Origin of the sequence: Actinomadura rubteroloni, assembly GCF_002911665.1 — a bacterium.
In the GTDB taxonomy this organism is placed as follows: Bacteria; Actinomycetota; Actinomycetes; order Streptosporangiales; family Streptosporangiaceae; genus Spirillospora; species Spirillospora rubteroloni.
The window spans coordinates 1,719,574-1,746,479 of the sequence record NZ_MTBP01000001.1; the positions used below are offsets into that span (position 1 = coordinate 1,719,574).

The 26,906-nt window shown below is 72.8% G+C and carries 20 protein-coding genes; 12 read left to right on the top strand and 8 right to left on the bottom strand.

Annotation, left to right across the window (positions count from 1 at the left end; genetic code table 11):
• Positions 1-28: 28 nt before the first annotated feature.
• Positions 29-853 (bottom strand): phosphatase PAP2 family protein, encoded by an 825-nt coding sequence (locus tag BTM25_RS07625; RefSeq protein ID WP_103561993.1) that lies wholly within the window; start codon positions 851-853, stop codon positions 29-31.
• Between the two features lie 401 nt (positions 854-1,254).
• Here BTM25_RS07625 and BTM25_RS07630 point away from each other — a divergent pair, with 401 nt between their 5' ends.
• Positions 1,255-4,065 (top strand): PKD domain-containing protein, encoded by a 2,811-nt coding sequence (locus BTM25_RS07630; RefSeq protein WP_103561994.1) that lies wholly within the window; start codon positions 1,255-1,257, stop codon positions 4,063-4,065.
• A gap of 103 nt (positions 4,066-4,168) precedes the next feature.
• Here BTM25_RS07630 and BTM25_RS07635 read toward each other — a convergent pair whose 3' ends face one another.
• The 5 genes from BTM25_RS07635 to BTM25_RS07655 form a co-directional block, all read right to left on the bottom strand.
• A complete protein-coding gene (locus BTM25_RS07635; RefSeq protein WP_103561995.1) occupies positions 4,169-5,395 on the bottom strand; it encodes a hypothetical protein in 1,227 nt (408 codons plus the stop codon).
• Positions 5,392-6,780, bottom strand: a complete 1,389-nt coding sequence (locus BTM25_RS07640) for an O-antigen ligase family protein (protein WP_103561996.1) — start codon at positions 6,778-6,780, stop codon at positions 5,392-5,394. The genes BTM25_RS07635 and BTM25_RS07640 overlap by 4 nt, the downstream gene beginning before the upstream one ends.
• A gap of 63 nt (positions 6,781-6,843) precedes the next feature.
• Positions 6,844-8,853, bottom strand: coding sequence for a Wzz/FepE/Etk N-terminal domain-containing protein (locus BTM25_RS07645; RefSeq protein WP_168212043.1), 2,010 nt, complete (start codon positions 8,851-8,853; stop codon positions 6,844-6,846).
• A gap of 98 nt (positions 8,854-8,951) precedes the next feature.
• Positions 8,952-9,854 carry a hypothetical protein gene (locus BTM25_RS07650; RefSeq protein ID WP_103561998.1) on the bottom strand — a complete coding sequence of 301 codons (903 nt, stop codon included), beginning with the start codon at positions 9,852-9,854 and terminating at the stop codon, positions 8,952-8,954.
• 85 nt (positions 9,855-9,939) lie between these two features.
• Positions 9,940-10,872, bottom strand: coding sequence for a sulfite exporter TauE/SafE family protein (locus BTM25_RS07655; protein ID WP_205647985.1), 933 nt, complete (start codon positions 10,870-10,872; stop codon positions 9,940-9,942).
• 159 nt (positions 10,873-11,031) lie between these two features.
• On the opposite strand from BTM25_RS07655, the gene BTM25_RS07660 reads away from it, so the two are divergent.
• Positions 11,032-11,685: a DUF2306 domain-containing protein gene (locus tag BTM25_RS07660; RefSeq protein ID WP_103562000.1), complete on the top strand. Its 654-nt coding sequence runs from the start codon at positions 11,032-11,034 to the stop codon at positions 11,683-11,685.
• Positions 11,686-11,691: 6 nt separating this feature from the next.
• Here the strand turns inward: BTM25_RS07660 and cysC are convergent, their stop codons facing one another.
• Complete coding sequence (gene cysC, locus BTM25_RS07665) at positions 11,692-13,158, bottom strand: adenylyl-sulfate kinase (protein ID WP_103562001.1); 1,467 nt, start codon at positions 13,156-13,158, stop codon at positions 11,692-11,694.
• A gap of 107 nt (positions 13,159-13,265) precedes the next feature.
• Here cysC and BTM25_RS07670 point away from each other — a divergent pair, with 107 nt between their 5' ends.
• Positions 13,266-14,456 carry an RNA-guided endonuclease InsQ/TnpB family protein gene (locus tag BTM25_RS07670; RefSeq protein WP_146059000.1) on the top strand — a complete coding sequence of 397 codons (1,191 nt, stop codon included), beginning with the start codon at positions 13,266-13,268 and terminating at the stop codon, positions 14,454-14,456.
• Positions 14,457-14,739: 283 nt separating this feature from the next.
• Here BTM25_RS07670 and BTM25_RS07675 read toward each other — a convergent pair whose 3' ends face one another.
• Positions 14,740-15,465 (bottom strand): class I SAM-dependent methyltransferase, encoded by a 726-nt coding sequence (locus BTM25_RS07675; protein ID WP_103562003.1) that lies wholly within the window; start codon positions 15,463-15,465, stop codon positions 14,740-14,742.
• A gap of 191 nt (positions 15,466-15,656) precedes the next feature.
• Between BTM25_RS07675 and mfd the strand changes: the two genes are divergently transcribed.
• From mfd to BTM25_RS07720, 9 genes are all read left to right on the top strand, one after another.
• Positions 15,657-19,166, top strand: a complete 3,510-nt coding sequence (gene mfd, locus BTM25_RS07680; protein WP_103562004.1) for a transcription-repair coupling factor — start codon at positions 15,657-15,659, stop codon at positions 19,164-19,166.
• A 32-nt stretch (positions 19,167-19,198) separates the two neighbouring features.
• Positions 19,199-19,834, top strand: coding sequence for a SurA N-terminal domain-containing protein (locus BTM25_RS07685; RefSeq protein ID WP_103562005.1), 636 nt, complete (start codon positions 19,199-19,201; stop codon positions 19,832-19,834).
• A 2-nt stretch (positions 19,835-19,836) separates the two neighbouring features.
• Positions 19,837-20,790, top strand: coding sequence for a MazG family protein (locus tag BTM25_RS07690; RefSeq protein ID WP_103562006.1), 954 nt, complete (start codon positions 19,837-19,839; stop codon positions 20,788-20,790).
• Between the two features lie 81 nt (positions 20,791-20,871).
• Positions 20,872-21,798, top strand: coding sequence for an NADP-dependent oxidoreductase (locus tag BTM25_RS07695; protein ID WP_328589610.1), 927 nt, complete (start codon positions 20,872-20,874; stop codon positions 21,796-21,798).
• 15 nt (positions 21,799-21,813) lie between these two features.
• On the top strand, positions 21,814-22,038 hold the full coding sequence (locus tag BTM25_RS07700; RefSeq protein ID WP_103562007.1) for a hypothetical protein: 225 nt from the start codon (positions 21,814-21,816) through the stop codon (positions 22,036-22,038).
• Positions 22,039-22,089: 51 nt separating this feature from the next.
• Entirely contained in the window at positions 22,090-22,446 is a 357-nt protein-coding gene (locus BTM25_RS07705) for a tetratricopeptide repeat protein (RefSeq protein WP_103562008.1), read from the top strand.
• Positions 22,447-22,546: 100 nt separating this feature from the next.
• Positions 22,547-23,419 (top strand): signal peptidase I, encoded by an 873-nt coding sequence (gene lepB / locus BTM25_RS07710; protein ID WP_103562009.1) that lies wholly within the window; start codon positions 22,547-22,549, stop codon positions 23,417-23,419.
• 191 nt (positions 23,420-23,610) lie between these two features.
• On the top strand, positions 23,611-24,969 hold the full coding sequence (locus tag BTM25_RS07715) for an SAM-dependent methyltransferase (RefSeq protein ID WP_146059002.1): 1,359 nt from the start codon (positions 23,611-23,613) through the stop codon (positions 24,967-24,969).
• Between the two features lie 98 nt (positions 24,970-25,067).
• On the top strand, positions 25,068-26,825 hold the full coding sequence (locus BTM25_RS07720) for a serine/threonine-protein kinase (RefSeq protein WP_103562011.1): 1,758 nt from the start codon (positions 25,068-25,070) through the stop codon (positions 26,823-26,825).
• Positions 26,826-26,906 lie beyond the last annotated feature (81 nt).

A 26,906-nucleotide genomic window follows, 5' to 3' on the forward strand; every position in this document is an offset into this window, starting at 1 on the left:
TGGACCCCCCGTTCGTCCGCGCCGCTGCTCAGGCGGGCAGTCGCCGCCTGCCGGCGGCCGGGGATCCCGTGCCGGACGCGGACTCGCCCACCGGGTCCTCACCGGCGAGCGCCGCGTCCGAAGCGAGGGTCAGGGCGGTGAGAAGCAGACTCCCGAAGACGAGTCCGGCGATCACGTCGGTCACCCAGTGAACCGCCAGATATGACCGAGAGTAAGCCTCCACGTACGCAAGGAGCGCGAGAATGGTCCATGCCACTACGCGGCCACGGCGTCCTGTCCGGGCCGCTGCCAGGAAAAAGAACGCTACGAGCCCATAAACCGCCACAACTCGGACGTTGCCGCCGGACGGATAGGTGCCGCCCGAATGGGGCGGTGCCGGACGGTCCATAAGGTAGGTCAGCCCGAGGACCAGGTAGTGCGACGCGAACAGCATCGTCCCCATCGCCACGGCGGGCAGCCAGCGGTGCCGGCGCCACACGAGCGTCAGCATGAGCGCCGCGCCCACGCACGTCCCGCGCACGAGCCACGAGCCGCTGACGTCGGTGATGACCCGGTTGAACGACACCCACGCGTGCAGGTGGTGCTCGACGATGAACTTGTACGCCGAATCGTCGAACGGCTGGCAGGCCATCGCGACGGGACCGAGCGCGGCCGAGATCCCGTAGGCGACGGCGAGCCCCGCGCCCGCCACGATCGTGAAGCGCAGCGGCGCGTTCAGCCCGCCGAGCGTCCGCGCCAGGAGCGGGACGCCCCGGTCGGCGGCGGGCCGTCCGGCGCGTGCGTAGAACGCGGTTCCCGCCGCGAGGATGAGCAGCAGGCCGAGCGGCAGCAGGGCCGCGATGAACAGGGACATGTCACCTCGGAAAAAAGGCCGGAAGGCTGGTCGCAGGCTTCGGCGGGAGCGGTACCGGCCCGGCAGGGAAAGTATGCCGTACCGCGCGCCCGCACCGTTTTCCCGTCCGCTTCCGGCCCGCGTCGGAAGTACTCGATCGTGCGCAGGCTGGACGCCCGATCGTCCGCCGAGGTTTACCGCAGCGTGCGAGAATGACCAATCGTATTCGGTCCGTCACCGATCGCGCATAACAATTCGTGCACCGCCGCGGACATTCCGGTAACGCGGGAACAGCCGGAACCGTCGGCGGTAATGTTCTCGCGCAACTCAAACGACTGGTGCGGGTCGTCGCAGCCGTGAGCGCCGAGTTCCCGCCCGCCCTCTCCGTCGGCCCCGAAGGGTCCATTTCAGGAGTGACCGCGATGGTACGAACGTGCAGAGCACTGTTCGCGTTGGTTCTGGTGCTGGCGGGAGCGGTAGGCCTCGCCGGAGCCGCGTCCGCCGAGCGCCTGCCGCAGGACGTGCTGGCCAACCCCGACCCGGTGAACTGGACGCCCAACATCCTCGACGGGACCGTTTACGCCATCGAGCAGATCGGCGGCAAGGTCATCGTCGGCGGCTCCTTCACGCAGGTGAAGGAGGTCGGCAACAGCACCGCCTTCAACCGGGCGAACATCCTCGCGTTCGACGCGACGACCGGGAAGATCGACACCTCGTTCGTCCCGAAGATCGACAAGCCGGTCTACGAACTCCAGAAGGCGCCCGACGGCAAGACCGTCTACGTCGGCGGTGCCTTCAACACGGTCAACGGCGCGGCGCTCAAGGGCGTCGCCCGGCTGAACGCGTCCAACGGATCGACGGTCACCACGTTCAAGCCCCCGCTGCTGGACGGCATCGTCCGCCACATCGGCCTCACCCACGGCCACCTCATCGTCGGCGGGACGTTCGCGACCGTCGGCACCGCCGACCGCGCGGGCCTCGCCAGCCTCGACCCCGACACCGGCGAGGCCGACACCTACGTCGACCTCGGCATCAGCGGCCTGCACAACGGCGGGACGACCAAGGTCTGGGAGTTCGCGATCAGCCCGGACCAGACGAAGCTCGCCGTGATCGGCAACTTCACCCGGGTCGGCACCCAGGTCCGCGACCAGTTCGCGATGCTGAACCTCACCGACGACGGCGCGACGGTCGCGAATTACTACACCAAGGCGTTCGAGGCCAAGTGCTCGTCGTCGGTCGAGACCTACCTGCGCGACGTCGAGTTCTCCCCGGACGGCGCCTACTTCGCGATCGGCGCGACCGGCGCCTACTACGCCAACACCCTCTGCGACTCGGTGTCGCGCTGGGAGACGAACCAGTCGGGCACCGACGTCAAGCCCACCTGGATCAACTACACCGGCGGCGACACCATCACGGCCGTCGCCCCGACCGGCCCGGTCATCTACGTCGGCGGCCACAACCGCTGGCTGAACAACCCCTTCTGCGCCGACGCGGCGTGCCAGGGCGCGGTGAGCCGGCCCGGCATCAGCGCGATCGACCCGGTCAACGGCCTGCCGCTGGACTGGAACCCGACCCGCGACCGCGGCCACGCCGTCGAGGACATCGTCCCGACCGACGACGGCGTGTGGATCGGCAGCGACACCGACCAGGTCAACGGCGAGTACCACGCCAAGATCGCCAAGTTCCCGCTCGCCGGCGGCCGGGAGATCCCGAAGAACAACATCGGCAAGCTGCCCGCCGACGTCTACGCCGTGGGCGGCGTGCAGATCTTCAACCCGGACAACAACATCGACAAGCGGGCCTTCGACGGCACGACGGTCGGCGGCACGACGTCCGTCCCGACGGGCGGCACCGAGTGGTCCAAGGCGCGCGGCGCCTTCATGATCAACGGCCAGCTCTACTACGGCGCGTCGTCCGGCAAGTTCTACCGCCGGACGTTCGACGGCACGAACTACGGCTCCCCGGTCGAGATCAACACCGCCGACCAGCTCGCGAACATGACCACCTGGCACAACGAGGTGGACGACATCACCGGCAGCTTCTTCGTGAACGGCCGGGTCTACTACACGCGCTCGGCGTTCGGCGCGACCGGCAAGCTGTTCTACCGGTACTTCGAGCCCGACAGCGACATCGTCGGCGGTGAGGTCTACACGGCCACCGGGAACATCACCGGCCTGGACTGGAGCGACGTCCAGGGCATGTTCTACGCCAACGGCAAGATCTACTGGGCCAGCAAGTCCAACGGCAACCTCAAGAGCGTGACGTTCACGAACGGCCAGCCGGTCGCGGGGACCGTCCAGACGGTCGACACCAAGAACGACTGGCGGGCGCGGGCCCTGTTCGTCCTCGCCGGCAAGGCGAACGTCGCGCCGAAGGCCGCGTTCACCACGTCCTGCCAGGCACGGGCGTGCACGTTCGACGGCGGCTCGTCCGCCGACACCGACGGCACCGTCGCCTCGTACGCGTGGGACTTCGGCGACGGCAAGACCGCCACCGGCGAGAGCCCGCAGCACACCTACGCCGACACCGGCACCTACACGGTCAAGCTGACGGTCACCGACAACGACGGCGACACCGGCAGCACGACCAAGACCGTCCAGGTGGTGGACGACACCGTCACCTACCGCGGCGGCGACGGCTACAACGGGAACAGCAAGTCCCCGTCGGTGAACGTGCCGTCCGGCGTGGCCCCCGGCGACGGGATGCTGCTCCTGCTCACGTCGAACTCGTCCACGGTCACGGTCGCGACGCCTCCGGCGGGCTGGACGAAGGTCTCCGAGGCCACGTCCAGCGGCGTCACCAGCACGGTCTGGCGGCGGGTCGCGGCGGCGGGCGACGCGGGCGCGGCGGTGACGGTCGGCCTGTCGGACTACGCCAAGGTCGACCTGCGGCTGCTCGCCTACCGCAGTACCAGCCCGACCAACCCGGTGACGGCGGCGGTCTCGAAGATCGACGGCACGGCGGCGACGACCCACGTCACGCCGAAGGCCGACGTCGCGAGCACCGGCAGCCTGGTGGTGTCCTACTGGTCCGACAAGGGCACGACCACGGAGTGGACGGCGCCGGACGGGCTCGTCGAGCGGGGACACTCGGGCGGCGGCACCAGCTCCAGCATCAGCACCCTGGTGGCGGACTCGGGCGGCATCGTCCCGGTCGGGTCCTACGGCGGGTTCGCCGCAACGGCGAACGCGTCGGCCAACAAGGCGGTGATGTGGACGATCGTCCTCCGCTGACGCACCGGCGGAGCAGCCCGCCCGGCGCCTGAGGCGCCGGGCGGGACGGACGAGAAGGGGGCGGGACCCGCGCGGGTCCCGCCCCCTTCGGTGTCCGGCGGGGTCAGCCGGCCGGGCGCTCCGACCACGCGGTGAGCACCGGCAGCAGCCAGGTGTCGAGCCGGCCGAGGGCGGCGCCCGCCTCGTCCTGCCGGTCGGTGAGGTAGCGGGTGCCGAGTTCGGCCAGGTAGAGCAGCGCGACCAGCGTCGCCCGCCGCGCGTCCAGGCCGAGCGGCGCGAGCAGGCGCGCCGCGTCCGCCACGCCGTCCTCGGCCGCCTGCCGGGCGGTGGCGCGGCCCTCGGTGATCGCGTCCTGCATCACGTAGTGGACGGCGTCGTACCCGACCGGGACGCCCTCGCCGTACCGCTCCCAGTCCCAGACGAGCAGGCTGCCGGGCAGCGCGGCCATGTTCCAGGCCGTCCAGTCGCCGTGCCAGGCGCCGAACGGCAGCACGAGGTCGCCGTCGCGCGCCGCGAGCCGGTCGAGCGCCGCGCGGATCGCCTCCCCGCCGGGCGACGCGGTCTTGGCCGCGCGCTCCCGCAGGTCCGCCAGATACGGGCTGGTGGCGAGCCGGGCCTCGGACAGCCCGGCGACGGCGGCGACCTCCTGGACCGCCGCGACCATGCGGCCCTCGTCGTAGGGCACGTGCCGCGACCACACCGGAAGCGGGTCGAGCACGAGGATCTCCAGCCCGTTCCACTCCCCGGCATGGCGGACGGTCGGCACCCGGACGGTCGGCAGGGACCGCGCGTTCAGCAGTTCCAGCGCCGTCCGCTCCGCGCGGACCAGCTCCCGGGTGAGCGGATTGATCCCGATCTTGGCGTAGCCGAGCGTCCGGCCCGACGCGGACAGGACCTGCGCGACGGGCTTGCGGTTCGCGCGGTCCGGGCCGATGTGCAGCCCGACGACGACGTCCGCGCCGAACACCGCGCCGAGATGCGCCTCGATGTCGGGCGCGCCGCCGGTCCCGGGCGCGCCGCCGATCGTGATCCGGTCGCGCAGCAGCGGCCGGGCGAGCCCGGAGCGCAGCCCGGCCGCGAGGACGTGCGACAGCAGACTCGCCTTGCGGGACCGGTCCTTGTTGAAGCCGAGCACCGCCGCCGCGCCCGCGCGCCGTCCGGCGGGCAGCATCAGCCGCGGCTCGCGCGCGTGCGGGACGAGCAGGTACCGCCGCAGCGCGGGCCGGGGCGGCGCCGCGTCCCGGCCGATCGCCACGGTGCGCGGCGCGGGCCAGAGCAGTGCGCCGAGGTCGGCGACGTATCCGGCGCGTCCGCGCGGTCGCTGGGTCACCCGGTGTCCTCCTGTCGCTGTCTAAGGTCGAGGTCGTTGCGCCACAGCAGGGCCACCGCGACGAACGTCAGGTTCAGCGGCGACCCGGCCGAGGTGTAGGCCGTGCTGAACCAGAACGACAGCAGGACGACGAGCGAGCCGCCGATCCCGACGGCCGTCACGTCTTTTCGGTACCGCCACACGACCAGGCCGAAGAAGCCGAAGAACAGGACGGTGCCGACGAAGCCGTTGGAGATCAGCAGCAGCCAGAGCTGGCCCGTGCTGCCGACGGTCGAGTTGCCGCATTGCTTGCAGTCCGGGGTCCGGCCGATCGCGATGGACGACGGGCTGCCCTGGAGCGCCCGTCCCGTCCCGTAGCCGAGGATCGGCGAGCTGACGGCGGCCTCGATCGACCGCGCCGCCAGCGTCGAGCGGATGTTGTCGCTGTGCCCGTGCGCCGCGCGCTCCTTGACCATCGTGCTGAGCGGCGACAGCGCGAACACCATCATCCCGACGATCAGCGTGACGCCGAGCGCGCCGAGGACGAACAGCTTGCCGCGCAGCATCATCCGGAACGCGACGTACACGACCGCGAGCAGGATCCCGATCCACATGGCCCGGTTGAGGGAGTACACGGTCGGGACGGCCGCGACGGCGAGCAGGATCCCGACGCCCCAGCGCGATCCCCGCGACCCGTGCGCCCACCAGGCGACGAACGCCCAGACCAGCAGCACGACGAGGTTGTTGCCCCAGATGTTGGTGTACTCGAACGGCGCCTTCGGCCGCGCGCCCTCCGTCCCGAGGACGTCCTGGACCTGCGCGAGCCCCGGATGGACCATGTCCTCGACCCATTTGCTGGACCGGAAACCGCCGGGCAGGACCATCTCGACGGGCGACATGAACGACAGGTCCGGCAGGACGAGCGCCACCACGCCGCCGACGACCGTGACGGCGCCGAGGATCCCGAGCAGCTTCGCCAGCCTGCGGCGCGGCAGCGTCTCCTCGGACAGGTTGCCGATGTAGAGCATGAGGATCGTCCCCGTCGCGTACAGGACGATCCGCTGCGCGTAGCCGAGGAAGCCGCCGGAGCTGGGTAGTGTGCCGGGCGCGTCCAGGCCCAGCGACACGACGCCCACCACCGCCCACAGCAGGAACAGCAGCCAGACCGGGAAGCCCGGAGGGACGCGGACGCGGCGCCGCCGGATGAGGTAGGCCGCCATCGGCACGGCGACGAGCGTCCAGATGATGGACGTCAGGCCGAGCGCCCACCACACCGGGTACAGGACGAACAGCAGCGTCACCGGCCACGCGGGCGGTTCGGGGCCGGGTTCGGGGCGGTGCGGCTCGGGGATGTCACCGAGGGGACGGGCGGTGTCCCGGCCCGTCCGCGGCAGGTCGGAGATCACCGTCGTCCTGTTCTCCCCGCCGGGACGGGACGGTGACGCACGGTCGTGGGCACGGGCGCGGTCCTAACGGCGCCGCATGCGGTCGGGGATCGTTCCGTTGGGCGAACCGTGCCGCGGGATCTCCCGGAGCTTGGGGAGCGGGACGGGGTCGGCGGCCTCCGGCTCGTCCTCGTCCTTCTTCTCGGCGCGCGGCGCGGCGTCCTTCTCCTCGTCGTCGGCGCGGGACGCGTTGAGGACGTCGGAGGCGCGGAACCGGATCGTGTCGCCGTTCTCGAACCGTCCGGGGGGCTCGCTGGTCTCGCCGACCGTCACGTCCGCGATGGGCACACCGTCCTCGGAGGCGGTGCCGGGCCGCGCGAACCGCGGCGAGGCGGTGCGGGAGGTGCCCTCATGGACGACGGGCGTCCCGCGCCGGCGGCCCCGCGCGGTGCGCGGCTCGTCGGCGTCCTCGGCGTCGCCGGTCCGGTTCCGGGCGGCCGGGCCGACCAGCGGCTCGTCCGCCTCGTCCGCCCGGTGCCGCGCCGCGACGGTCGCGGCGGACCGGTTCGGCGGGGCGGTGGCGGCGGCGACGTCCTTCTGCACGCCGATTCCGACGGCGCCGAGCACGGCGGTGCCCATCCGGTCGAGCTGCCGCAGGCCGACGGCGACGTGGTCGTAGCGGGTCAGCGGTATCTCGACGACGATCACCGCGCCGTCCGCGACGTCCGCGAGGGCCTGCGCGTCGGCGTTGACCGAGGTCGCCGACGTCTCGACGATCGTGTACTTGGCCGTCTGCCGGATCCGGTCGATCAGCCGTTCCATCGTGTTGCGCTGCAGCAGCTCCGACGCGTGGTCGATGTCGAGCCCGCAGGTCAGCACCCGGAGCTGCTTGATCTCGGGGGCGCGCCGGACGACCTTCTCGGCGTCGGTCCGCTGCAGCAGCACCTCGGCCAGGCCCTCGCCCTGCGGGACGCCGACGATGTCGGCGGCGGTCGTGGAGTCCAGGTTCGCGCAGACCAGCAGCACGTTGGACTCGGTGCGCGCGAACGCCGCCGCGAGGTTGGCCGCGACGACGCCGGGGCCGTTCCCGCGCTCGGCGCCCGCGACCAGGATGACGTGGTGGCCGTGCCCGAGCGTCGCGGCGATGAGGTGCGCGAGCTGGTTGAAGCTCTGCCCGACCCGGCTGCGTCCGGACTGGAGGCCGAGCGGCCGGGCCCGGCGCCCGCCCGGGGTCGTGAGCAGGACCGGCAGGCCCGTCAGCCGCTCGATGTCCTGCGGCCGGCGGATGTGCTTGTCGGTGCGGTCCCGGACGACCGCGAGGACGAGCCCGATGAGCAGCCCCGCCATCAGCCCGGCCGGCAGGTACAGCCGCGGGTTCGGGTTGGACGCGGTGTCCGGCGTCGACGCCCCGGTGATGATCGAGCCGGGGGTGATGTTGGACGCTTTGATGTTCGCCTGCGCGAGCCGCTGGTTGAGCGCCTGGATCTCACCGGTGATGAGCCGCTGCTGGTTCAGCGCGTTGGTGTGCGACGCGGTGCCGCGCGTGGTGCTGCGGATCAGCGCGTTGACGTTCTGGAGCTTCTCGGCGAGCTTGGTGATCCGGTCGGTCGCGGTCTTGACGTCGTTGCCGAGCTTGTCGCTCGCCGTGGCGGCGCGGTTGTCCAGGTAGGCCTGCGCGAACGCGTGGGCGCCGTCCCGCGCGGCCGTCGGCGACGGCCCGTCGAACGCGATGTTGAGGATGGTCGAGTTCGGCGGGACGGTGATCGTGACCCGCGCGGCGAGGGCGCGCGGGTTCGCCGCCGACTTCAGGATCTGCTGGGCCCGGGTGGCGACCTCGGTGGACTTGACGATCTGCGCCTCGGTGTCGAGGTTGGTCGTCCCGTTCTTGCTCGTGGCCGCCGCGGTGTCCTCGGCGCCCGTGGCGGTGACCTGCACCGACGCCTGGGAGGTGTAGGTCTTCGGGGACACAAGGACGAGCGCGAACGCCGCCGCCAGGCCGACGGCGGCGGCGATCAGGATGAGCCGCCAGCGCCGCCGCAGCAGCGCCGGGTAGTCGGTGATCTCGATCGCGTCCGGCCGGGACGATGAGTCCATCGGTGGATCTCCCTCGGTCATCGGTCGGCCACGGCGATCGGGGCCAGGTGAGACGGGTGGCCAGAGATTACTTTACCTTGACCGGTTTTAGATCCGTATCAATCCAGGTCGCGGGGCACATCCGATGACGAAGCAGGCGAATCCGGCTTTACGGACTTGTCCGTGGGGGCGGCCGGGACCGCCGGGCCGTCCGGGAGCGCCGGGGCGCCCGCGACGACCGGAACGTCGGTGCTCCCCGGGGCCTGCGGTGCGCCCATGCCCGCCGGGCCGTCGACGTTCGCCGGAACGTCCGGAGTCTGCGGGGCCGCCGTGCCGTCGGCGGGCTTGGCGCGCTTGCGGCGGCGCAGGACGAACACCGCGCCGCCCGCGATGGCGATCAGCACGACCACGGCCACCGCCGCGACCAGCGGCGTCGAGGACGACGACGCGGCCTCCTTCTCCTTCGCGATCTGCGCCTTGGCCGGCGGCGGGACGAGCCGTCCGCCGTTCGCCGTCTTGCCGGGCGCGGACGTCTCCTGCGGCGTCGACCCGGCGGAGCGGATCAGCGCGGCGAGCACCTTGATCGGGCTCTTGCCGCCCGTCCGCCGCGCCTTGGCGACGAGGCTCTGCGTCGTCGCGGGGCTGAAGGCGGACGAGTAGACGCGCAGGTCACGCCCGGCTTGCAGGAGGTAGGTGCCGGACCGTCCGATGAGCTTGGCGACGCCCTGGAGGAGCTGCTCCTGCCCCGCCGCGTCCGCCGGCGCCTGCCGCGCGGGGACGACCATCACGTACACCGGCAGCTTGCGGCCCTGCATGGCCTTGCGCAGGAAGTCCAGCGCGGCGTCGGTGTGGAACTTGCCCGCCCCGCCGTCCACGTAGAGGCCGTCGTAGGACTCCAGCGAGTTGGCGAGGACGTCGGGTGAGGTCTCGGCGGACGCGGGCGGGACGCCCGGGACGGCCAGCAGGGTCAGGCACGCGGCGGCGACGGCCGCCAGCAGGCGGACCAGGGAAGGCAGCTTCACGGAGATGGGGTCCCTTGCACGGCTCAAGTGGCGGGGCGCGGCGCCAACTGTACTCGCGCCGCCCCGGGGACCTGCTGATTTCCCGCTATTTCTGCGCCTGCCCGATATCGGCCAGCCGGACGGGCGCCGCCTCCGGCTCGGGGGCGCGGGCGGTGGTGCGGTGGCGGGTGGTGAGCCAGACGGCGGTGCTGATGGCGGCGAGGGCGACCATCGCCCAGGCGAGCTGCGTCACGCCGAGGCCGAACATCTTGAGGGCCGACACGACCAGGACGAAGGCCAGGAAGCGGCGGATCAGGCCGCCCGGCGCGCGGGAGGAGATCTTGGAGCCGAGGTAGACGCCGGGGACCGAGCCGACGAGCAGCGCGGCGGTGACCTCCATGCGGAAGTCGCCGAACAGCAGGTGGCCGAGGGCGGCGGAGAAGACGAGCGGGACGGCCTGGAGGAGGTCGGTGCCGACGAGCTGGTTGGCGCGCAGCGCCGGGTAGAGCGCGAGCAGCGCCACGATGATCAGTGAGCCGGAGCCGACCGAGGTGATCCCGACGACGAGCCCGCCGACGACGCCGACTAGCAGCGTCGGAATGGGCCGGACGACGACGGGACCGGGTTCCGCGCCGTCCAGCGCCGCGTCGCGTCTGCGGGACTGGATCCCGCGCACGACGAGCCCGGCGGCGGCCAGGAGAAGGGCGGTGCCCATCGCGATCTGGATGAAGTGCTCGACGCCGGAGCCGTCCCCGAGCGCCCGCGCGACGAGGACGCCGCTGAACGCGGCGGGCACCGATCCGGCGCACAGCCACCCGACGAGCCGCAGGTCGATCGTCCCCTGCCGGTAGTGGACGAAGCTGCCGACGGGCTTCATCACGGCGGCGGCGACGAGGTCGCTGGACACGGCGGCCAGCGGGCTCACGCCGAAGAACGTGACCAGCATCGGGGTCATGAGCGCGCCGCCGCCCATCCCGGTCAGCCCGACGACGATGGCGACGCAGAACGACCCGAGCGCCATCGTCCAATCGAAGTCCATCCGTATGCCCTACCAACATGCTGGGGAACCGGCCGCAGCCCATCCTAGGCGAAACCGCCCACATCGCCCCACCCGGCCGGGCCTCGGTCCCGGGAGCCAGACGACGGTTCACCCGGCGGGGTGAGGCACGTTCGCACCGTGCGTTCCTAGCTTTGCCGCATGACAACGATCGAGGCCCGGACCGGGCGTCGTACGGCGGGCTGGTGGGTGCTCGCCCTGAGCGCGGTGGCGATCGCGGTATTCGCCCCGCTGCCCTATCTGGGCGCGTCCCTGCACCGCCTCTCCGAGGACCACGACATCGCGGCGAATTACGCCGACCGCGCGTCGTGGATTCAGGTGGTCTTCTACGCGCACATCGTGTGCGGCGCGACGGCGCTGCTGCTTTCGCCGCTCCAGTTCGCGGCGCGGCTGCGGGCGAAAGCCCCGAGGCTGCACCGGATCTGCGGGCGGATCGTCGTCGGCGCCATCGTCCTCGGCGGGGCGGCGGGCCTCGTCCTCGCACCGCTCAACCTGGCCGGCCCGGTGGGGACGGCCGGGTTCGGAATGCTCGCGGTCCTGTGGGCGGGATTCGCCGTCACGGCCGTCCGGGCGATCAGGAGAAGGGACGTCGCGGCCCACCGGAGATGGGCGGTCCGGACGTTCGCCCTCACTTATGCGGCGGTCATGCTGAGGCTATGGCTGATCGTCCTCGTGCCGCTGCAATTCGGGGTCGCCGAGGACACGGCCTTTCTGCGGGCCTACCACGTCGTCCCGTTCCTGTGCTGGGTCCCCAATCTGCTGGTCGCCGAATACTTCCTCCGGCGCCGTCCATGACCGGAATCACGGACGGACCCAGCCGCCCTCCACGAGCAGCGCGAGGACGCGCTCCACGGCCTCGTCGGCGGTCAGCCCGGTCGTGTCCAGCGTGAGGGACGCGTCCGACGGGGCTTCGTACGGGTCGGAGATGCCGGTGAACTCCGGGATCAGCCCGGCACGCGCCTTGGCGTAAAGACCCTTGCGGTCGCGCCGCTCGCACTCCTCCAGCGGCGTCGCCACATGGACGAGCAGGAAGTCGCCCACGGCCTCGACCATTGCGCGGACCTCCGCACGGGTCGCCGCGTACGGCGCGATCGGAGCGCAGATCGCGACGCCGCCGTGCCGGGTGACCTCGGACGCGACATAACCGATCCGGCGGACGTTCAGGTCCCGGTCGGCGCGCGAGAACGTCAGGCCCGCCGACAGCAGGCGCCGGACGACGTCGCCGTCCAGCAGCGTGACGTTGCGGCCGTCCCGCTCGACCAGGGCGTCCGCGAGCCCCCGCGCGACGGTCGACTTGCCCGACCCCGACAGGCCGGTGAAGAACACCGTGAGGCCGCGCAGGTGCTTGGGCGGCCGGGCCACCGCGAGTTCGGCGGCGACGGCGGGCGGCGTGAACCAGTCCGGGACGGGCTCGCCCCGGTCCAGCAGCTCGCCGAGCCGCTCGGCCGTCAGCTCCGCCTGGACGTGGTCGGGGTCGATGCGCGCGACGGGCCGCCACACCTCGACGTCCGCGTCGTACCCCCACGGCTCGGGCACGACGACCGGGACGGCGGTGCCCTCCACGTCGAGGTCGGCCAGCAGGTGGGTCGCGCCGTACGCGGCGGCGACGTGGGAGCGCAGCCGCACGTCGCGCTCGGCGGGGGAGCGCTCGGGCAGCGGCAGCGGGACGATCCGCGTCCCCTCCGGAAGGTCGCGCCGGACGGCCAGCAGCGCCCGCACCAGCGCCTCGTCGTGCTGCCCGCCGAGCAGCGGCAGGACGAGCACCGACGCCCCCAGCCGCTCGGCCACCTGCCGGATCTGCCCGAGCTGCTTGCGGTGCAGCGGCTCGCGGGTGGCGACGGCGAGCAGCGGGCCTTCGACGGGCTCCAGCTCGTCCGGACGGCGCCGCATCCGGTGGAACGGTCCGTGCGCCGGGGCGCGCAGGGCCTCGACCGGGCCGGCCAGACAGTGCGCCCCCGACGTCGGGTCCTGCCAGGACTCGGCGACGGCCAACACCGCCAACGGCACCCCTTCGGGGTCTTGCAGGACGAGCCGCGCATGCCCGGCCAGCTCTGCCGGGACGGTCAGCGTGACCGGCACCGGCCACGGCGTCCCGTCCGCCAGCCGTCCGCCCGCGATGACCATCGCGGCGTCGAACGCGCCGAGGAACCCGGTGAGCGGCGCGTACACCCCCGCGAGCAGCAGTTCCAGATCGGCCAGCTCCACCGGCCCCGGGGTCCAGGCGGGCAGGTCGCGCAGCGTGTCGGGCAGGCCGGCTTCGGCGGTCACGGCTCTCCTTGAGCGTTGGTGCCCCGTCCTCCGGGACGGGGTGAGAACATGGCACTGACCTGGTTGTTTCCAGGCTCTTTCGAATGCTCGCCCGCTAGGGTCGGGATGTGTCCCGCTACCGTCTGACGCCTACGCCCGTCCAGACGCCGGGGCTGCTGGAACATTGCGCACACGCCCGGCTGGTGTGGAACCTTTGCGTGGAACAGCAGTCGCTGTACCGGCCGGGGCGCGGCCGGATGCCGGGCTTCGCCGAGCGATGCCGTCAGCTCACCCAGGCCAGGGAGGCGTTCGGGTGGCTGCGCGACGGTTCGGTGATCGTGCAGCAGCAGGCCGTCAAGGATCATTCCCAGGCGATGGCGAACTTCTTCGCCGGCACCCACTGCCTCCCGACATGGCGGAAGGCCGGTCGCGACGAAGGCTTCCGCATCGTCCACGCCAAGCCCGGAGATGTTCGCCGGGTGTCGCGGAATGTCGGTCAGGTGCGGATTCCCAAGATCGGCTGGGTGCGGTTCCGCTGGTCCCGGGCGGTGCCCGAGGAAGCGAAATCGTACCGGGTGACCCGGGACCGGGCCGGCCGGTGGCATGTGGCGTTCGCCGTGGCGCCGAAACCGGTGCCCGCGCCCGGAACGGGTGAGGTCGTAGGGGTGGATCGGGGCGTGGCGGTGTCCGCCGCCCTGTCCACCGGCACGTTGCTGCGCTCGCCCGGGTTGACCGAGACCGAGCGCCAACGGCTGTCCAGGTTCGAGCGCAGACTCGCACGGGCCGCACGGGGGTCCAGGCGGCGCGGCCGTATCAGGCTCGCGATGGCGAGGCTGAAGGCGCGGGAGACCGACCGGCGCAGGGACTTCGTGGAGAAGGCGAGCACCGACCTGGCCCGCGGTTTCGATGTGATCGCCGTGGAGAATCTCGACATCCGTGCCATGACCCGGTCCGCCGCGGGCACGGTCGAGCGGCCGGGGCGCGGGGTACGGCGGAAGGCCCGGCTGAACCGGGTCGTCCTCGCGCAGGGGTGGGGTCGGCTCGTGGCCAGGCTGGAGCACAAGGCCCCCGGCCGGGTCGTCAAGGTCAAGGCTGCGTACACGTCGCGGACCTGCAACGTCTGCAAGCACGTCGCCGCCGAGTCGCGTGAGAGCCAAGCGCGATTCGTCTGCGTCGCCTGCGGGCACCGGGCCAATGCCGACGTCAACGCCGCACGCAACATCCGTGACGGAACCGCCGCAGGGCATGCGGTGGCTGCGCGGGGACGCCCGGGAATGCCTGGGCGGACGAACCGCGAACCTCAACTCACCGCTCCCTAGAAGAGACACAGGGTTGAAATCCCCGGCCTCCGGGCGGGGGAGGATGCCAACGCAGTCTCCGTTCCCGTCCGGGCAGCCCGGGCGGTTCCACGTCGGTCGGGGATTCCGCAGAAAAATACCGAGCCGCCGGGGGTGTTCGCACACCCGGCCCGTCCCCGCGGGGACACGGGCGCGGCGGCCGGGACCCCGCGAGATCTCCCGGTGTGATCGGACAGATGCGCACTGTCTCATTCTTGCCCGCCGCGCGGCCCGGATACGCCCGTCCCTGGCCGGGACCGGACGGTCAGAGCAGGCGGGCGTAGCGGTTCTCGGGTTTGCGGATGACGAGGGAGACGTCGGTGTGGGCGGCGGTGAGGCGGCCCCGGGAGCAGGCGGCGACCGTGCGGCACAGGGCGGCGAGCGGGGCGGTGGCGGCGCCGAGGGACGTGAGGGCGTCGCGGGACGTGCGCTCCTCGGCGATCATGAGGCCGCGCATCACGCAGTACCACTGGACGCCCTGCCGGGACGCGACGCGCTCGTAGGCTCCGGCGGGCGGCGGCGCGGTGCCGGGACGGCCGGGGAGCCGGGCGGCGAGGCCGAGCAGCCGCCGGTCCAGGAAGCCGAGCGCGCTGTCGCGGTCGCGCAGCCGCAGCAGGAGCAGGCCGCCGGGCTTCAGCGCGGCGACGAAGCGGTCCAGGACGAGTTCGGCGTGCGGGACGCGCTCGATCAGGTAGGGGGCGTGGACGATGTCGAACGCGCGCGGCGGCAGCGGGACCGTCCGCAGGTCGCCGAGGTGCCAGGCGGTGAGGTCGGCGCGGGTGCGCAGGTGGGCGCGGGTGGCGGGCGTGTCGAGGTCGATGCCGGTGACCTGGTGTTCCGTGCCGTCCGCCCGCCCGTCCAGGCCGAGCCCGGCGCCCCAGCCGCAGCCCGCCTCCAGGATGTGCAGCCGGGCCAGCGGCCGTTCGGCGGCGTACTGGCGGGCGCGTTCGGAGAACAGGTCGCCGTCGCTGTCCGATCGGAGTTCCGTCACAACCTCGCAGCGTAACCATCCGAATGCATACTGTCCGGTCTTTACTCCTTCCCAGCGTGCCTCTGAGCCGGGAGCGGCGGACGGCGCCGCGCAGGACGTAGGGTGGAAGGACACCGGAACCCGTCGGGTTTCCGGTTTTTCGTGCTGCGTTGGCGGTACGTTTTCCGTGATTCTGGGACGATCTGTAAAAGATGACGCTTTCTGGACTGGTTGACGTCGCGTGCTCCGACCCCGGGCTGAGCCGCGCCCTGGCGGACGTTCGGACCGACCGTGAGATCGTCGCGCCCCCGGCGCTGTGGCCGGTGCTGGCGGCGGCGCTGGCGCGCTCGGCGGGGGACGGGGTCGTCCTCGCCGTCACCGCGGGCGGACGCGAGGCCGAGGATCTGGCCGCCGCGCTGACGAGCCTGCTCGAACCGGGCCGCGTCGCGCACTTCCCGTCGTGGGAGACGCTGCCGCACGAGAAGCTGTCGCCCCGCTCGGACACGGTCGGCCAGCGGCTCGCGGTGTTGCGCAGGCTCGCGCGCCCCGACGCCCCCGACCTCGCCGACGACGACGAAGGACGCGGCGGCACGCTGGACGTCGTCGTGACGCCCGTCCGCGCGGTCCTCCAGCCGATCGTCGCGGGCCTGGCCGACCTGGAGCCGGTCCGGCTGCGCGCGGGCGACGCCGCCGACCTGGACGACACCGTCCGCCGTCTCGTGGACGCCGGGTACCACCGCGTCGACCTCGTGGAGAAGCGCGGCGAGATCGCGGTGCGCGGCGGCATCCTCGACGTGTTCCCGCCCACCGAGGAGCACCCGCTGCGGGTGGAGTTCTGGGGCGACGACGTCGAGGAGATCCGCTACTTCAAGGCCGCCGACCAGCGGTCGCTGGAAGTGGCGCGCGGCGGGCTGTGGGCGCCGCCGTGCCGCGAGCTGCCGCTGACGCCCGACGTCCGCGAGCGCGCCCGGAGCCTCGCCGAGGAGCACCCGGCGCTCGCCGAGGTCCTCGGCCGCATCGCCGACGGGGACACGGTCGAGGGGATGGAGGCGTTCTCGCCCGTCCTCGCCGAGCGCATGGAACTGCTCACCGACCTGCTGCCGAAGGGCTCGGTGCTGCTGGTCTGCGAGCCCGAGCGGATCCGGACGCGCGCCGCCGAACTCGTCCGCACCAGCCAGGAGTTCCTGGAGGCGAGCTGGGTCAACGCGGCGGCGGGCGGCGCCGCCCCGATCGACCTCGGCGCGGCGGCGTTCCGGACCCTGGAGGACGTGCAGCTCCACGACGAGGCCCTCGGCCTGCCGCGCTGGACGGCCACGACCCTCACCCCCGGCGAGGACGCGCTGCGCCTCGGCGTCCAGCCCGCCGAGGCCTACCGGGGCGACACCGAACGCGTCATGCCCGACCTCAAGGGCTGGATGGACGGCGGCTGGCGCGTCGTGCTCGTCACGCAGGGCGCCGGCCCGGCCGGACGGCTCGCCCAGCTCATCGGCGAGGCCGGGATCGGCTCGACGCTCGCCGAGGTCCACGCCGAGCCGCGCCCGTCCGTCGTGACGGTGACGACCGGGCTGCTGGAGCACGGGTTCGTCTGGGAGTCGCGCAAGCTCGCCGTCCTCACCGAGACCGACCTCACGGGCCAGCGGTCGTCCACCAAGGACGCGCGGCGGATGCCGTCCCGGCGGCGCGGCGGGGTCGACCCGCTGCGGCTCCAGGTGGGGGACTACGTCGTCCACGAGCAGCACGGCGTCGGCCGGTACGTCGAGATGGTCAGCCGGACGGTCCAGGGCGCGACCCGCGAGTACCTGATCCTGGAGTACGCGCGCGGCGACCGGCTGTTCGTCCCGACCGACCAGCTCGAAGAGCTCACCCGCTACGTCGGCGGCGAGGCGCCCAGCCTGCACCGGCTCGGCGGCGCGGAGTGGCAGAAGGCCAAGTCGCGGGCGCGCAAGGCCGTCCGGCAGATCGCGGGCGAGCTGATCCGGCTGTACTCGGCGCGGATGGCGAGCCCCGGGCACGCGTTCTCGCCGGACACGCCGTGGCAGCGGGAGCTGGAGGACGCGTTCCCCTACACCGAGACGCCCGACCAGCTCGCCGCGATCGACGAGGTCAAGGCCGACATGGAGCGGCCCGTCCCGATGGACCGGCTGATCTGCGGCGACGTCGGCTACGGCAAGACCGAGATCGCGGTGCGGGCGGCGTTCAAGGCCGTCCAGGACGGGTCGCAGGTCGCGGTGCTCGTCCCGACGACGCTGCTCGTCCAGCAGCACCTGTCGACGTTCGCCGAGCGGTTCGGCGCGTTCCCGGTGACGGTGAAGCCGATCAGCCGGTTCCAGACCGACGCCGAGATCAACGAGACCCTGCGCGGCCTGGCCGACGGGTCGGTGGACGTCGTCGTCGGCACCCACCGCATCCTGTCGGCGCAGACGAAGTTCAAGAACCTCGGCCTGGTGATCATCGACGAGGAGCAGCGGTTCGGCGTCGAGCACAAGGAGGAGCTGAAGCGGCTCCGCACGCAGGTGGACGTGCTGGCGATGTCCGCGACGCCGATCCCCCGGACGCTGGAGATGGGCCTGACGGGCATCCGCGAGATGTCCACGATCCTGACCCCGCCCGAGGAGCGGCACCCGGTCCTGACGTTCGTCGGGCCGTACGAGGACAAGCAGATCGCCGCCGCGATCCGCCGCGAGCTGCTCCGCGAGGGGCAGGTCTTCTTCGTCCACAACCGGGTGCGGTCGATCGACCGGGTCGCGGCGAACCTCGCGCAGCTCGTCCCGGAGGCGCGGATCGGCGTCGCGCACGGCCAGATGAACGAGCATGAGCTGGAAAAGGTCATGGTCGACTTCTGGGAGAAGAACTACGACGTCCTGGTCGCGACGACGATCGTGGAATCGGGCCTGGACGTACCGAACGCCAACACCCTCATCGTGGACCGCGCCGACATGTACGGGCTGTCGCAGCTCCACCAGCTCCGCGGACGCGTCGGACGCGGCCGGGAGCGCGCCTACTCCTACTTCCTGTACCCGCCCGAGGCTCCGCTGACCGAGACCGCGCACGAGCGGCTCTCGACGCTGGCGCAGCACACCGAGATCGGCGCGGGCATGTACGTCGCGATGAAGGACCTGGAGATCCGGGGCGCGGGCAACATCCTCGGCGCGGAGCAGTCCGGGCACGTCGCGGGCGTCGGGTTCGACCTGTACGTCCGGATGGTCGGGGAGGCCGTCCGGGACCTCAAGGAGGGCGGCGGCGTCGCCGAGATGCCCGACACCAAGGTCGAGCTGCCGGTGGACGCGCACCTGCCGCACGAGTACGTCCCCGGCGAGCGGCTGCGGCTGGACGCCTACCGCCGCATCGCCGCGATCACCTCCGACGACGAGATCGGCGAGGTGCACGACGAGCTGAAGGACCGGTTCGGGCCGCCGCCCGTCCCGGTGCTCAACCTGCTGGAGGTCGCGCGGTTCCGGGCGCTGGCGCGGCGCGCGGGGCTCACCGAGGTCGCGCTCCAGGGGACGTTCGTCAAGTTCGCCCCGGTCGACCTGCCCGAGTCCCGCCAGGTGCGGCTCCAGCGCCTCTACCCCAAGAGCCTGCTGAAGACCACGGCGAACACGCTGCTCGTCCCGGCGCCGAAGACCGCGCCGCTCGGCGGGCGCCCGCTGCGCGACCAGGAGCTGCTGGCGTGGGCGACCGACCTCGTCCAAGCGCTGTTCCTGGAACCCGCGCGGGCCTAGGCTGGCGCACTGGACCCGAGAGGATGTGGCCTGTGAGGTTCGTGAAGTCCGCCGGTGCGGTCGTGCTCGCCGCCGGGACGCTCGCCGGGTGCGGGGGATCGCCGGTCCAGGCGGGCAGCGCCGCGATCGTCGGCGACCAGCGCATCACCATCGCGTCGCTGGACCGGGACGTCCGGGACTGGCAGCGGCAGTTCCGGGACAACGCGGTCGCGAACGCGCTGAAGGAGCAGTCGGGCGGGAGCGCCGACGACGCCGTCCGGCAGGCGCTCGGCACGCTCGTCCGGATCCGCGTCGCCGACCAGACGGCCCGCCGCGCGGGCGTCGCGGTCACCGAGGGCCGGACGGACGCCGTCGTCGCCGGGTTCGACCGGCAGTCCGGCGGCGCCGCCGCGATCACGCTCGCCAACGGGCTCCCGGTCCGTTATATCCGGGACGTCGCGCGGTTCTTCGCCATCCGCGACGCGCTCGCCGCCCGCCTCCTGCCGCCGCGCGTGACCAGCGCGCAGCAGGTCATGGACGCGCGGCAGCGCGCCGAGGGCGCGATCAGCGCGGTCGCCGCCGGGATGACCATCAAGATCAACCCGCGCTACGGGTCGTTCGACCGCGCCCACGGCATGATCGGGCCGGTCACGACGCGGCTGTCGGGCACCGAGCGGGGGCTCGGCTGAGCATGGCGCTGCTGCTGCTCGCGACGAGCCACCGCGTCGCGCCCGGCCTGCTGACCTGGCGGGGCTGGGAGGCGCTGCGCTCGTCGGCGCGCGTCCTGACGCGTCCCGGGCATCCGCTGCTGCCGTCGCTGGCGGACGCCGGGGTCACGGCCGAGGAGGTCGCCGACCCGTCGGCCGCCGCGCTGGTGGCGTCCGGCCGCAAGGAGACGACGCTGTGGATCGCCGCGCAGGACGGCGACGAGCGCCTCCTGCGCGACGTCGGCACGCTCGTCCTCGCGGACCCGCTGGACGTCGAGGTCGTCCACGGCTCCTACGACCTGCCGGGCGCGCGGCTGCTCGATCTCGTCGCGGTGATGGACACGCTGCGCCGCGAATGCCCGTGGGACCGGGAGCAGACGCACGAATCGCTCGTCCCGTACCTGCTGGAGGAGTCCTACGAGGTCGCCGACACCGTCGCGGACGGCGATCTGGCGGCGCTGCGCGAGGAACTCGGCGACGTGCTGATGCAGGTGGCGTTCCACGCCGTCGTCGCCTCCGAGCGGACCGACGAGACGGCCTTCACGATCGACGACGTGGCCGGCGGGATCGTGGACAAGCTCGTCCGGCGGCACCCGCACGTCTTCGCCGACGTCGCGGTGTCGGGCGCGGACGAGGTCAACGCCAACTGGGAGCAGATCAAGAAGGCCGAGCGGGAGGCGAAGAGCGGCGCCGAGGCCTCCGTGCTGGACGGCGTCCCGATGGGACAGCCCGCGCTGACGCTCGCCGCGCAGCTCCAGCGCCGCGCGGCCCGCGTGGAGCTGCCCGAACCGGAGTACGGGTTCGCGGCGCCGGAGTTCGGGGCGCGGCTGTTCGCGCTGGTGCGGGAGGCCCGCGCGGCCGGGCACGACCCGGAGGCCGAGCTGCGGGAGGTGGCGCGGGCGTTCGCCGGCCGCGTCCGCGAGCACGAGCGCGATTAGCCCGGCGGTCCCACCGGGTAGGGCGGGGCGGCACGTTTTTCCGCTCAGTGGATCGGGGGACCACCCATGCGAGTTATCGCCGTGTCCGAATACGGTGCCACGCCGTCCGTCATGGACCTGCCGCTGCCCGAGCCGGGGCCGGGCGAGGTCCTGGTCAAGCTCGTCGCGGCGGGCATGAACCCGGTGGACTGGAAGATCGCCGACGGGATGCTCAAGGACTCCGTGGACGCGCAGTTCCCGCTCGTCCTCGGCGCCGACGGGGCCGGGGTGGTCGAGGCCGTCGGCCCGGACGTGGGGCGTTTCGCCGCGGGCGACCAGGTCTTCGGGCAGTTCCGCGACCTGACGCGCGGCTGCGGCAGCTACGCCGAGTACGCCGTGGTCGACCAGGACGCGCCGCTCGCCCGCATGCCGCAGGGCCTGATCTACACGCAGGCCGCCGGGGTGCCGATGGCCGCGATGACCGGCTACACGATGGTCCGCGAGGCCGGCCTGGACGTGGGGAAGACCGTCCTGATCGTCGGCGCGACGGGCGGCGTCGGCCAGTTCGCGGTGCAGTTCGCCGCCGACGTCGGCGCACACGTCATCGCGACCGCGCATCCCGACATGGACGCCGAGATGCGGCGGCTGGGCGCGGCCGAGACCGTCGACTACGGCCGCGCGGACATCGGCGAGCAGGTGCTCGCCAACCACGACGGCATCGACGCGATCATCGACCTCGTGAGCGGCCCGCCGGAGGTCGACGCCCTCACCGGGCTGCTCCGGCCGGGCGGCGCGTACGTGAGTTCGATCAATGCCGTGAACCCCGACAAGATGGCGTCGCAGCAGCTCACGGGGGTGAACATCTACACGCAGGGCACCCCGGAACTGCTCGCGACGATCGCGGACATGCTCGATGCGTCCCGAATCCGGGTAGCGGTGGCGCGGGAGGTCCCGCTGGAGGACGCTCCCGCCGCGGTCGCCGCCGGCCGGCAGGGCGGCGCCCGCGGCAAGACCGTGATTCGCATCTGAGCCGGGGAGGACACCGTGCGCGACGTGAACGAGATCCGCGACCGCATCCGGGAGATCGACGACACGCTCAAGGAACTGGGCGGCGAGCTGGACGGGAGCCGGGACCAGTCCGGCCACAGCGACCCGCAGGACTTCGGCGACGCCGGCCAGGACCTCCAGGCGCGCGCCGAGCGCGACAGCCAGGTCCAGACGCTCAAGGAGGAGCGGGGACGGCTGAGCCGGGCGCTGGAGAACTTCTAGGGGGAACAAACCGCCGCCCGCGCGGGTTCTCGCGCGCGAAGGGAGAATGCGGTGACCACCTACGAGGAATTCCAGCGCGCGACCCTGTTCTTCGACGCCCGGGACTACGCGACGGCGGCGCGGCTCCTGGAGCCGATCGCCGCCGCCGACCCGTCCAACCGGGCGACGGCCGAACTCCTGGCCCGCGCGTACTTCCACAGCGCGCAACTGTCCCGCGCGGAGGCGGCGTTCCGGCGGCTGCTGGACCTCGACCCCTGCAACGGCTGGGCGCATGAGGCGCTGGCGCGGACGCTGGAGCGCCGCAACCGCCCCGCCGACGCCGTCCGGTACCGCCGGACGGCCGAGGCGCTCGGCACGACGGCGGCCGACGCCCCGGAGATGCGCGTGACCGCCGCCGACCTCGCCTGACCGAAGGCGCCCCCATGCCCCGGCATGGGGGCGTTTTCGCGTCCGCGCCTCGTAGCCTTGCCTCCGTGGGTCGCTCGACTCGGGGGAGAGGTGTGAATCGGTGCAGTCCGATGCTGAGGACCGGGACACGGAGCGAGCACCGGAGGCCGGTGAGAACGCGGCCGAGAGAGAACAGGGGAACGGCAGGTCTTCCTGGAAAGAGATCCCCCTTCTGATCGTCGTGGCCGTCCTGCTGGCGTTCGTCGTCAAATTGTTCGCGGTGCAGGCGTTCTACATTCCGTCGGGTTCGATGGAGAACACGCTCCACGTGGGCGACCGGGTTCTCGTCAACAAGATCGTCTACCGGACGCGGGCGGTCCGGCGCGGTGACGTGATCGTCTTCAGAGGGCCTTCGTCGTGGACTCCGGAGGCGAAGGTCGCCGCGCCGTCCAATCCGTTCCAGCGGGCGCTGCGCTGGCTCGGCGGCGCGGCGGGGGTGGCGCCCACCGAGACGGACTTCATCAAGCGGGTGATCGGTGTCGGCGGCGACCGGGTGCGGTGCTGTGACGCGCAGGGCCGCGTCACGGTCAACGGAACCGCTCTGGACGAGTCGTCGTATCTGTACGAGGACCCGGTGACGCACGTCCGGAACAAGCCGTCCGAAGAGGCCTTCGACATCACAGTGCCGTCCGGGCGGCTCTGGGTCATGGGCGACCACCGCCAGAACTCGGCGGACTCCCGGTACCACCGGACGGACGGCAACGGCGGGACGGTGCCGGTGAAGAACGTCATCGGACGCGCCTTCTTCAAGGTCTGGCCGGTGGGGAGCGCGGGGCCGATCGGCGTCCCCGCCACGTTCGGGCGGGTGGCGTCCGGGCGCGGGGCGCCGCCGGGCGGGCCCGCCGAACCGGCTGCGCCGGACCCCGTCGCGGCGGACGTGCCGCCGCTCGCCGGGGGGCCGGGACGGGGCGGGTATTTTCGGGCGGCCGTATGACAAGAGGGTTACCGGGAGGTGTGGAACGTATTATCCGCAGGTCACGGTGCTGTCATACCTGTGAGTAAGAAATGGTCCGGGACCTGCGCGGGTTGTGCGTTTGGCCGGATGCGGCCAGCGGTCGGGTTGTCAAATGCGTGAGTGGATTAACGTTCTCGTTAATCACATCGCAGGCAACGGAGCGGGTGCGCGTGGTGCGGTTTCGGGTTCTCGGCGAGCGTTTCGACGTCCAGGTCGACGGCGTGTCCGTCGAGCTGCGCGATCCGAGCGCGCGTGACCTGTTGTGCGTCCTCGCGCTGAAGGACGGCGCACGCCTGGACGCGGCGGAGCTGGACGCGCTGTTCGGCGAGCGGGCGTGCGCGGTGGTCGAGGCGGCCGGGGCCGCGCTGGCGGACGTGGGCTGGCGCGCGGACCGCGACGGCTGCCGGCTCGACCTCGGCCCGGACGGCTACGTCGACCTGCACGAGTTCCGCGACCTCGCCGGGCAGGCCCGGATGGTGCGGTCCGCCGACGCGTCGGCGTCGGTCGCCGTCTACCGCAAGGCGCTCGACCTGTGGACGGGACGGCCGCCGCGCGACGTCCCCGCGAGCGTCCGGGACCCGCTGCTGGCCGAGCTGCGCCGCGTCCGCGAGGAGATCGCCGACGTGCAGCTCGCCGCCGCGCGCCCGGCCGCGGTCATCGACGACGTCCGGCACTGGCTGGCGTGCGACCCGGGCCACGAGCGGCTGCGCGCGGTGCTCGGCAAGGCCCTGGCCCGCGCGGGACGGCCGGGCTCGGACGCCGTCGCGACGGGCCGTCCCGCGCCCGCCCGCATCTACGACTACTTCCTCGGCGGCAAGGACAACTACGCCGTCGACCGCGACGCGGCCCGCGAGATCCTGGCGGCGGTCCCGGCGGCGGCGGACGCGGCCCGCGCGAACCGGGCGTTCGTCCGGCGGGCCGTCCGGTACATGGCGGGCGAGGGCGAAATCCGGCAGTTCCTCGACGTCGGGGCGGGGCTGCCGACGCGCGGCAACGTCCACGAGATCGCGCGGGCCGAGCGGCCGGGCGCGCGGGTCGTCTACGTGGACAACGACCCGGTGGTGCTGACGCACGGCCGCGCGCTCCTGGAGGACTCCGCGCACGTCGCGGTCGTGTCCGGCGACCTGCGCGACCCGGACGCGATCTGGGGCCGCCGCAGGCTCCGCGAGCTGATCGACCCGGGCGAGCCCGTCGGCGTGCTGCTGTGCGGGGTGCTGCACTTCCTTCCCGACGAGGACGACCCGTTCGCGCTGGTGGAGAGGCTGACGGCAGGCCTGCCCGCGGGCAGCCTGGTCGCGGTGACGCACGCGTGGTTCGGCGACCTGGAGCCCGGTGCGGCCGAACGGGCGCTCGCGGTGTACCGTCGCTCGACCGCCGAGGTGCGCCCCCGCACACCGGACGAGATCGCCCGTTTCCTCACCGGGTTCGCGCCCGTCGAGCCGGGTCTCGTCGCGGTGACGGACTGGCGGCCGGACACGGCCACCGATCGGGTCGGCTGCGTCCTCGGCGCCGTCGGACGTCGCGTCTAAGGTGTCCGACCAGTAGAACCACCGCGAACCAGACGTGCGTCGGCACCATCACACCGGTGGATTTCCAGGAACGAACGGCCGGAGAGTGTGGACGACCGATGGACGAGTGGCGTGTCGAAGGCTTCGACGAGGTACGGGAACTGGGCCGGGGCGCCCACGGGCGGGTCGTCCTCGCGCGGCAGGCGACGGCCGGGACGACGGTCGCCGTCAAGTACCTGACCGGGACGTCGCCCACCGACCTGGAGCGGCTGCGCGGTGAGGCCATGCTGCTCGGCCGCGTCACGGACCCGCACGTCGCGCGGCTGTACCAGTTCGTGCGCGGCGAGGGCGGCGCGGCGATCGTCATGGAGGCCGTGGACGGCGTGCCGCTGCGCCGCGTCCTGGACGAGCACGGCGCGCTCGGCCCCGAGGCGTCCCTGGTCGTGCTCAAGGGATCGCTGCGGGGGCTGGCGGCGGCGCACGCGGTCGGGGTCGTCCACCGCGACTACAAGCCCGCGAACGTGATCGTCCGCGCGGACGGCCTCAGCAAGCTCATCGACTTCGGGATCGCCGCGCCCGCCGGGGAGGGCGGACGGTCCGGCACGCCCGCGTACATGCCGCCCGAGCAGTGGAAGGGGCAGCCCGCGACGTCCACCGCCGACGTGTACGCGGCGACGTGCGTGTTCTTCGAGTGCGTCACCGGGCGGCGGCCGTACCGGGCGGCCGACCGGGCCGCGCTGCGCGCCGAGCACCTGACCGCGCCGATCCCGGTGGACGAGGTGCCCGAGCAGGTCCGTCCGCTGCTGCTGGCGGGAATGGCGAAGGACCCCGAGCAGCGTCCGGCGGGCGCGCTGCTGCTGCTGGAGGAGTTGGAGCGCGCGGCGCGGGCCGGGTACGGACGCGACTGGGAGCAGCGGGGCGTGCGGGCGCTGGCGGCGTCCGCCGCCGCGCTCGCGGTGCTGTTCCCGCTGGCCGCAGGTGCCGGAACCGCCGGGGCGGCCGGTGGCGCGGCTGCGGGCGGTGCGGCCGGGGGAGCGGCGGCGGCCGGGACGGGCGGCGGGTTGCTCGCGACGGTCGGCGGCAAGGCGGCGCTGGCCGTCGCCGGAACGGTCCTGGTGGCGGGCGCGGCGGGCGGCGCGGTCGTCCTGTCGGGCGGCGGCGACGACGCGACGCCGGCCAACGGCACCGTGCGGATCGTCGCGCAGAACGAGACGCTGAAAGACCTCCCGGTGGCCGTCCGCGCGCAGTACGCGAGCGTCACCGGCTACCGCGACCCGCGCGTCCAGGAGACGCTGAACCGGGCGCTGCGCGCACCGCTGGACTACCACATCCGGTGGATGCGCGGCGCGACGAAGACCATGCTCTCCGACCCGCAGTTCAAGTCCGAATGCGTCGGGAACAGCACGGTGAACACGACTGCGAAGCTGGGCCTGGCGGGTCCGAAGCTCGCCTCGGCGCTCTACACCTTCGACGGCAAGACGTGCATGCCGTCCGACGGGACGCTGGCCGGCTGGGCCGTCAGCGTGGACCTGGTGACCGGCCGCGCGCTGACCACCGCCGACATCCTGAAGCCCGAGGCGCTGACGGCGTCCGGCGTCCGGACGCTGTTCGGCCGCCTGACCGGCACCGAGCAGGGCTTCTGGGGCGCGGACGGCTGCATGGGCCAGGAACTGGCGCCGCGCGACTTCGCCCCGGCCGGGCGCGGCGACGCGGCCGGCCCGCCGCCGCCCGCCGCGACGGTCTTCCTCGCCCCCGACCACTTCGAGATCAACTACTCGGTGGAGGGCAGCGCGTGCGTCCATGACACGCTGCGCGCGCCGTACGGGAAGGTCCGCGACCTGATCGCGCCCGGGATCGCGAAGCTGCTTCCGTCCTGACGGCCGGAAACGGTCAGCGCCCGATGCCGTTCCGATATCCGTGCGCCCTACGCTGCCCGGATGGGTCATCAGGAGTTTTAC

Excerpts from the sequence above, each read along its gene's own strand:
- BTM25_RS07625 (WP_103561993.1), bottom strand. The coding sequence starts at position 853 with ATGTCCCTGTTCATCGCGGCCCTGCTGCCGCTCGGCCTGCTGCTCATC.
- BTM25_RS07655 (WP_205647985.1), bottom strand. The coding sequence starts at position 10,872 with ATGGACTTCGATTGGACGATGGCGCTCGGGTCGTTCTGCGTCGCCATC.
- mfd (WP_103562004.1), top strand. The coding sequence starts at position 15,657 with ATGACGCTTTCTGGACTGGTTGACGTCGCGTGCTCCGACCCCGGGCTG.
- BTM25_RS07630 (WP_103561994.1), top strand. The coding sequence starts at position 1,255 with ATGGTACGAACGTGCAGAGCACTGTTCGCGTTGGTTCTGGTGCTGGCG.
- BTM25_RS07645 (WP_168212043.1), bottom strand. The coding sequence starts at position 8,853 with ATGGACTCATCGTCCCGGCCGGACGCGATCGAGATCACCGACTACCCG.
- BTM25_RS07660 (WP_103562000.1), top strand. The coding sequence starts at position 11,032 with ATGACAACGATCGAGGCCCGGACCGGGCGTCGTACGGCGGGCTGGTGG.
- BTM25_RS07720 (WP_103562011.1), top strand. The coding sequence starts at position 25,068 with ATGGACGAGTGGCGTGTCGAAGGCTTCGACGAGGTACGGGAACTGGGC.
- BTM25_RS07690 (WP_103562006.1), top strand. The coding sequence starts at position 19,837 with ATGGCGCTGCTGCTGCTCGCGACGAGCCACCGCGTCGCGCCCGGCCTG.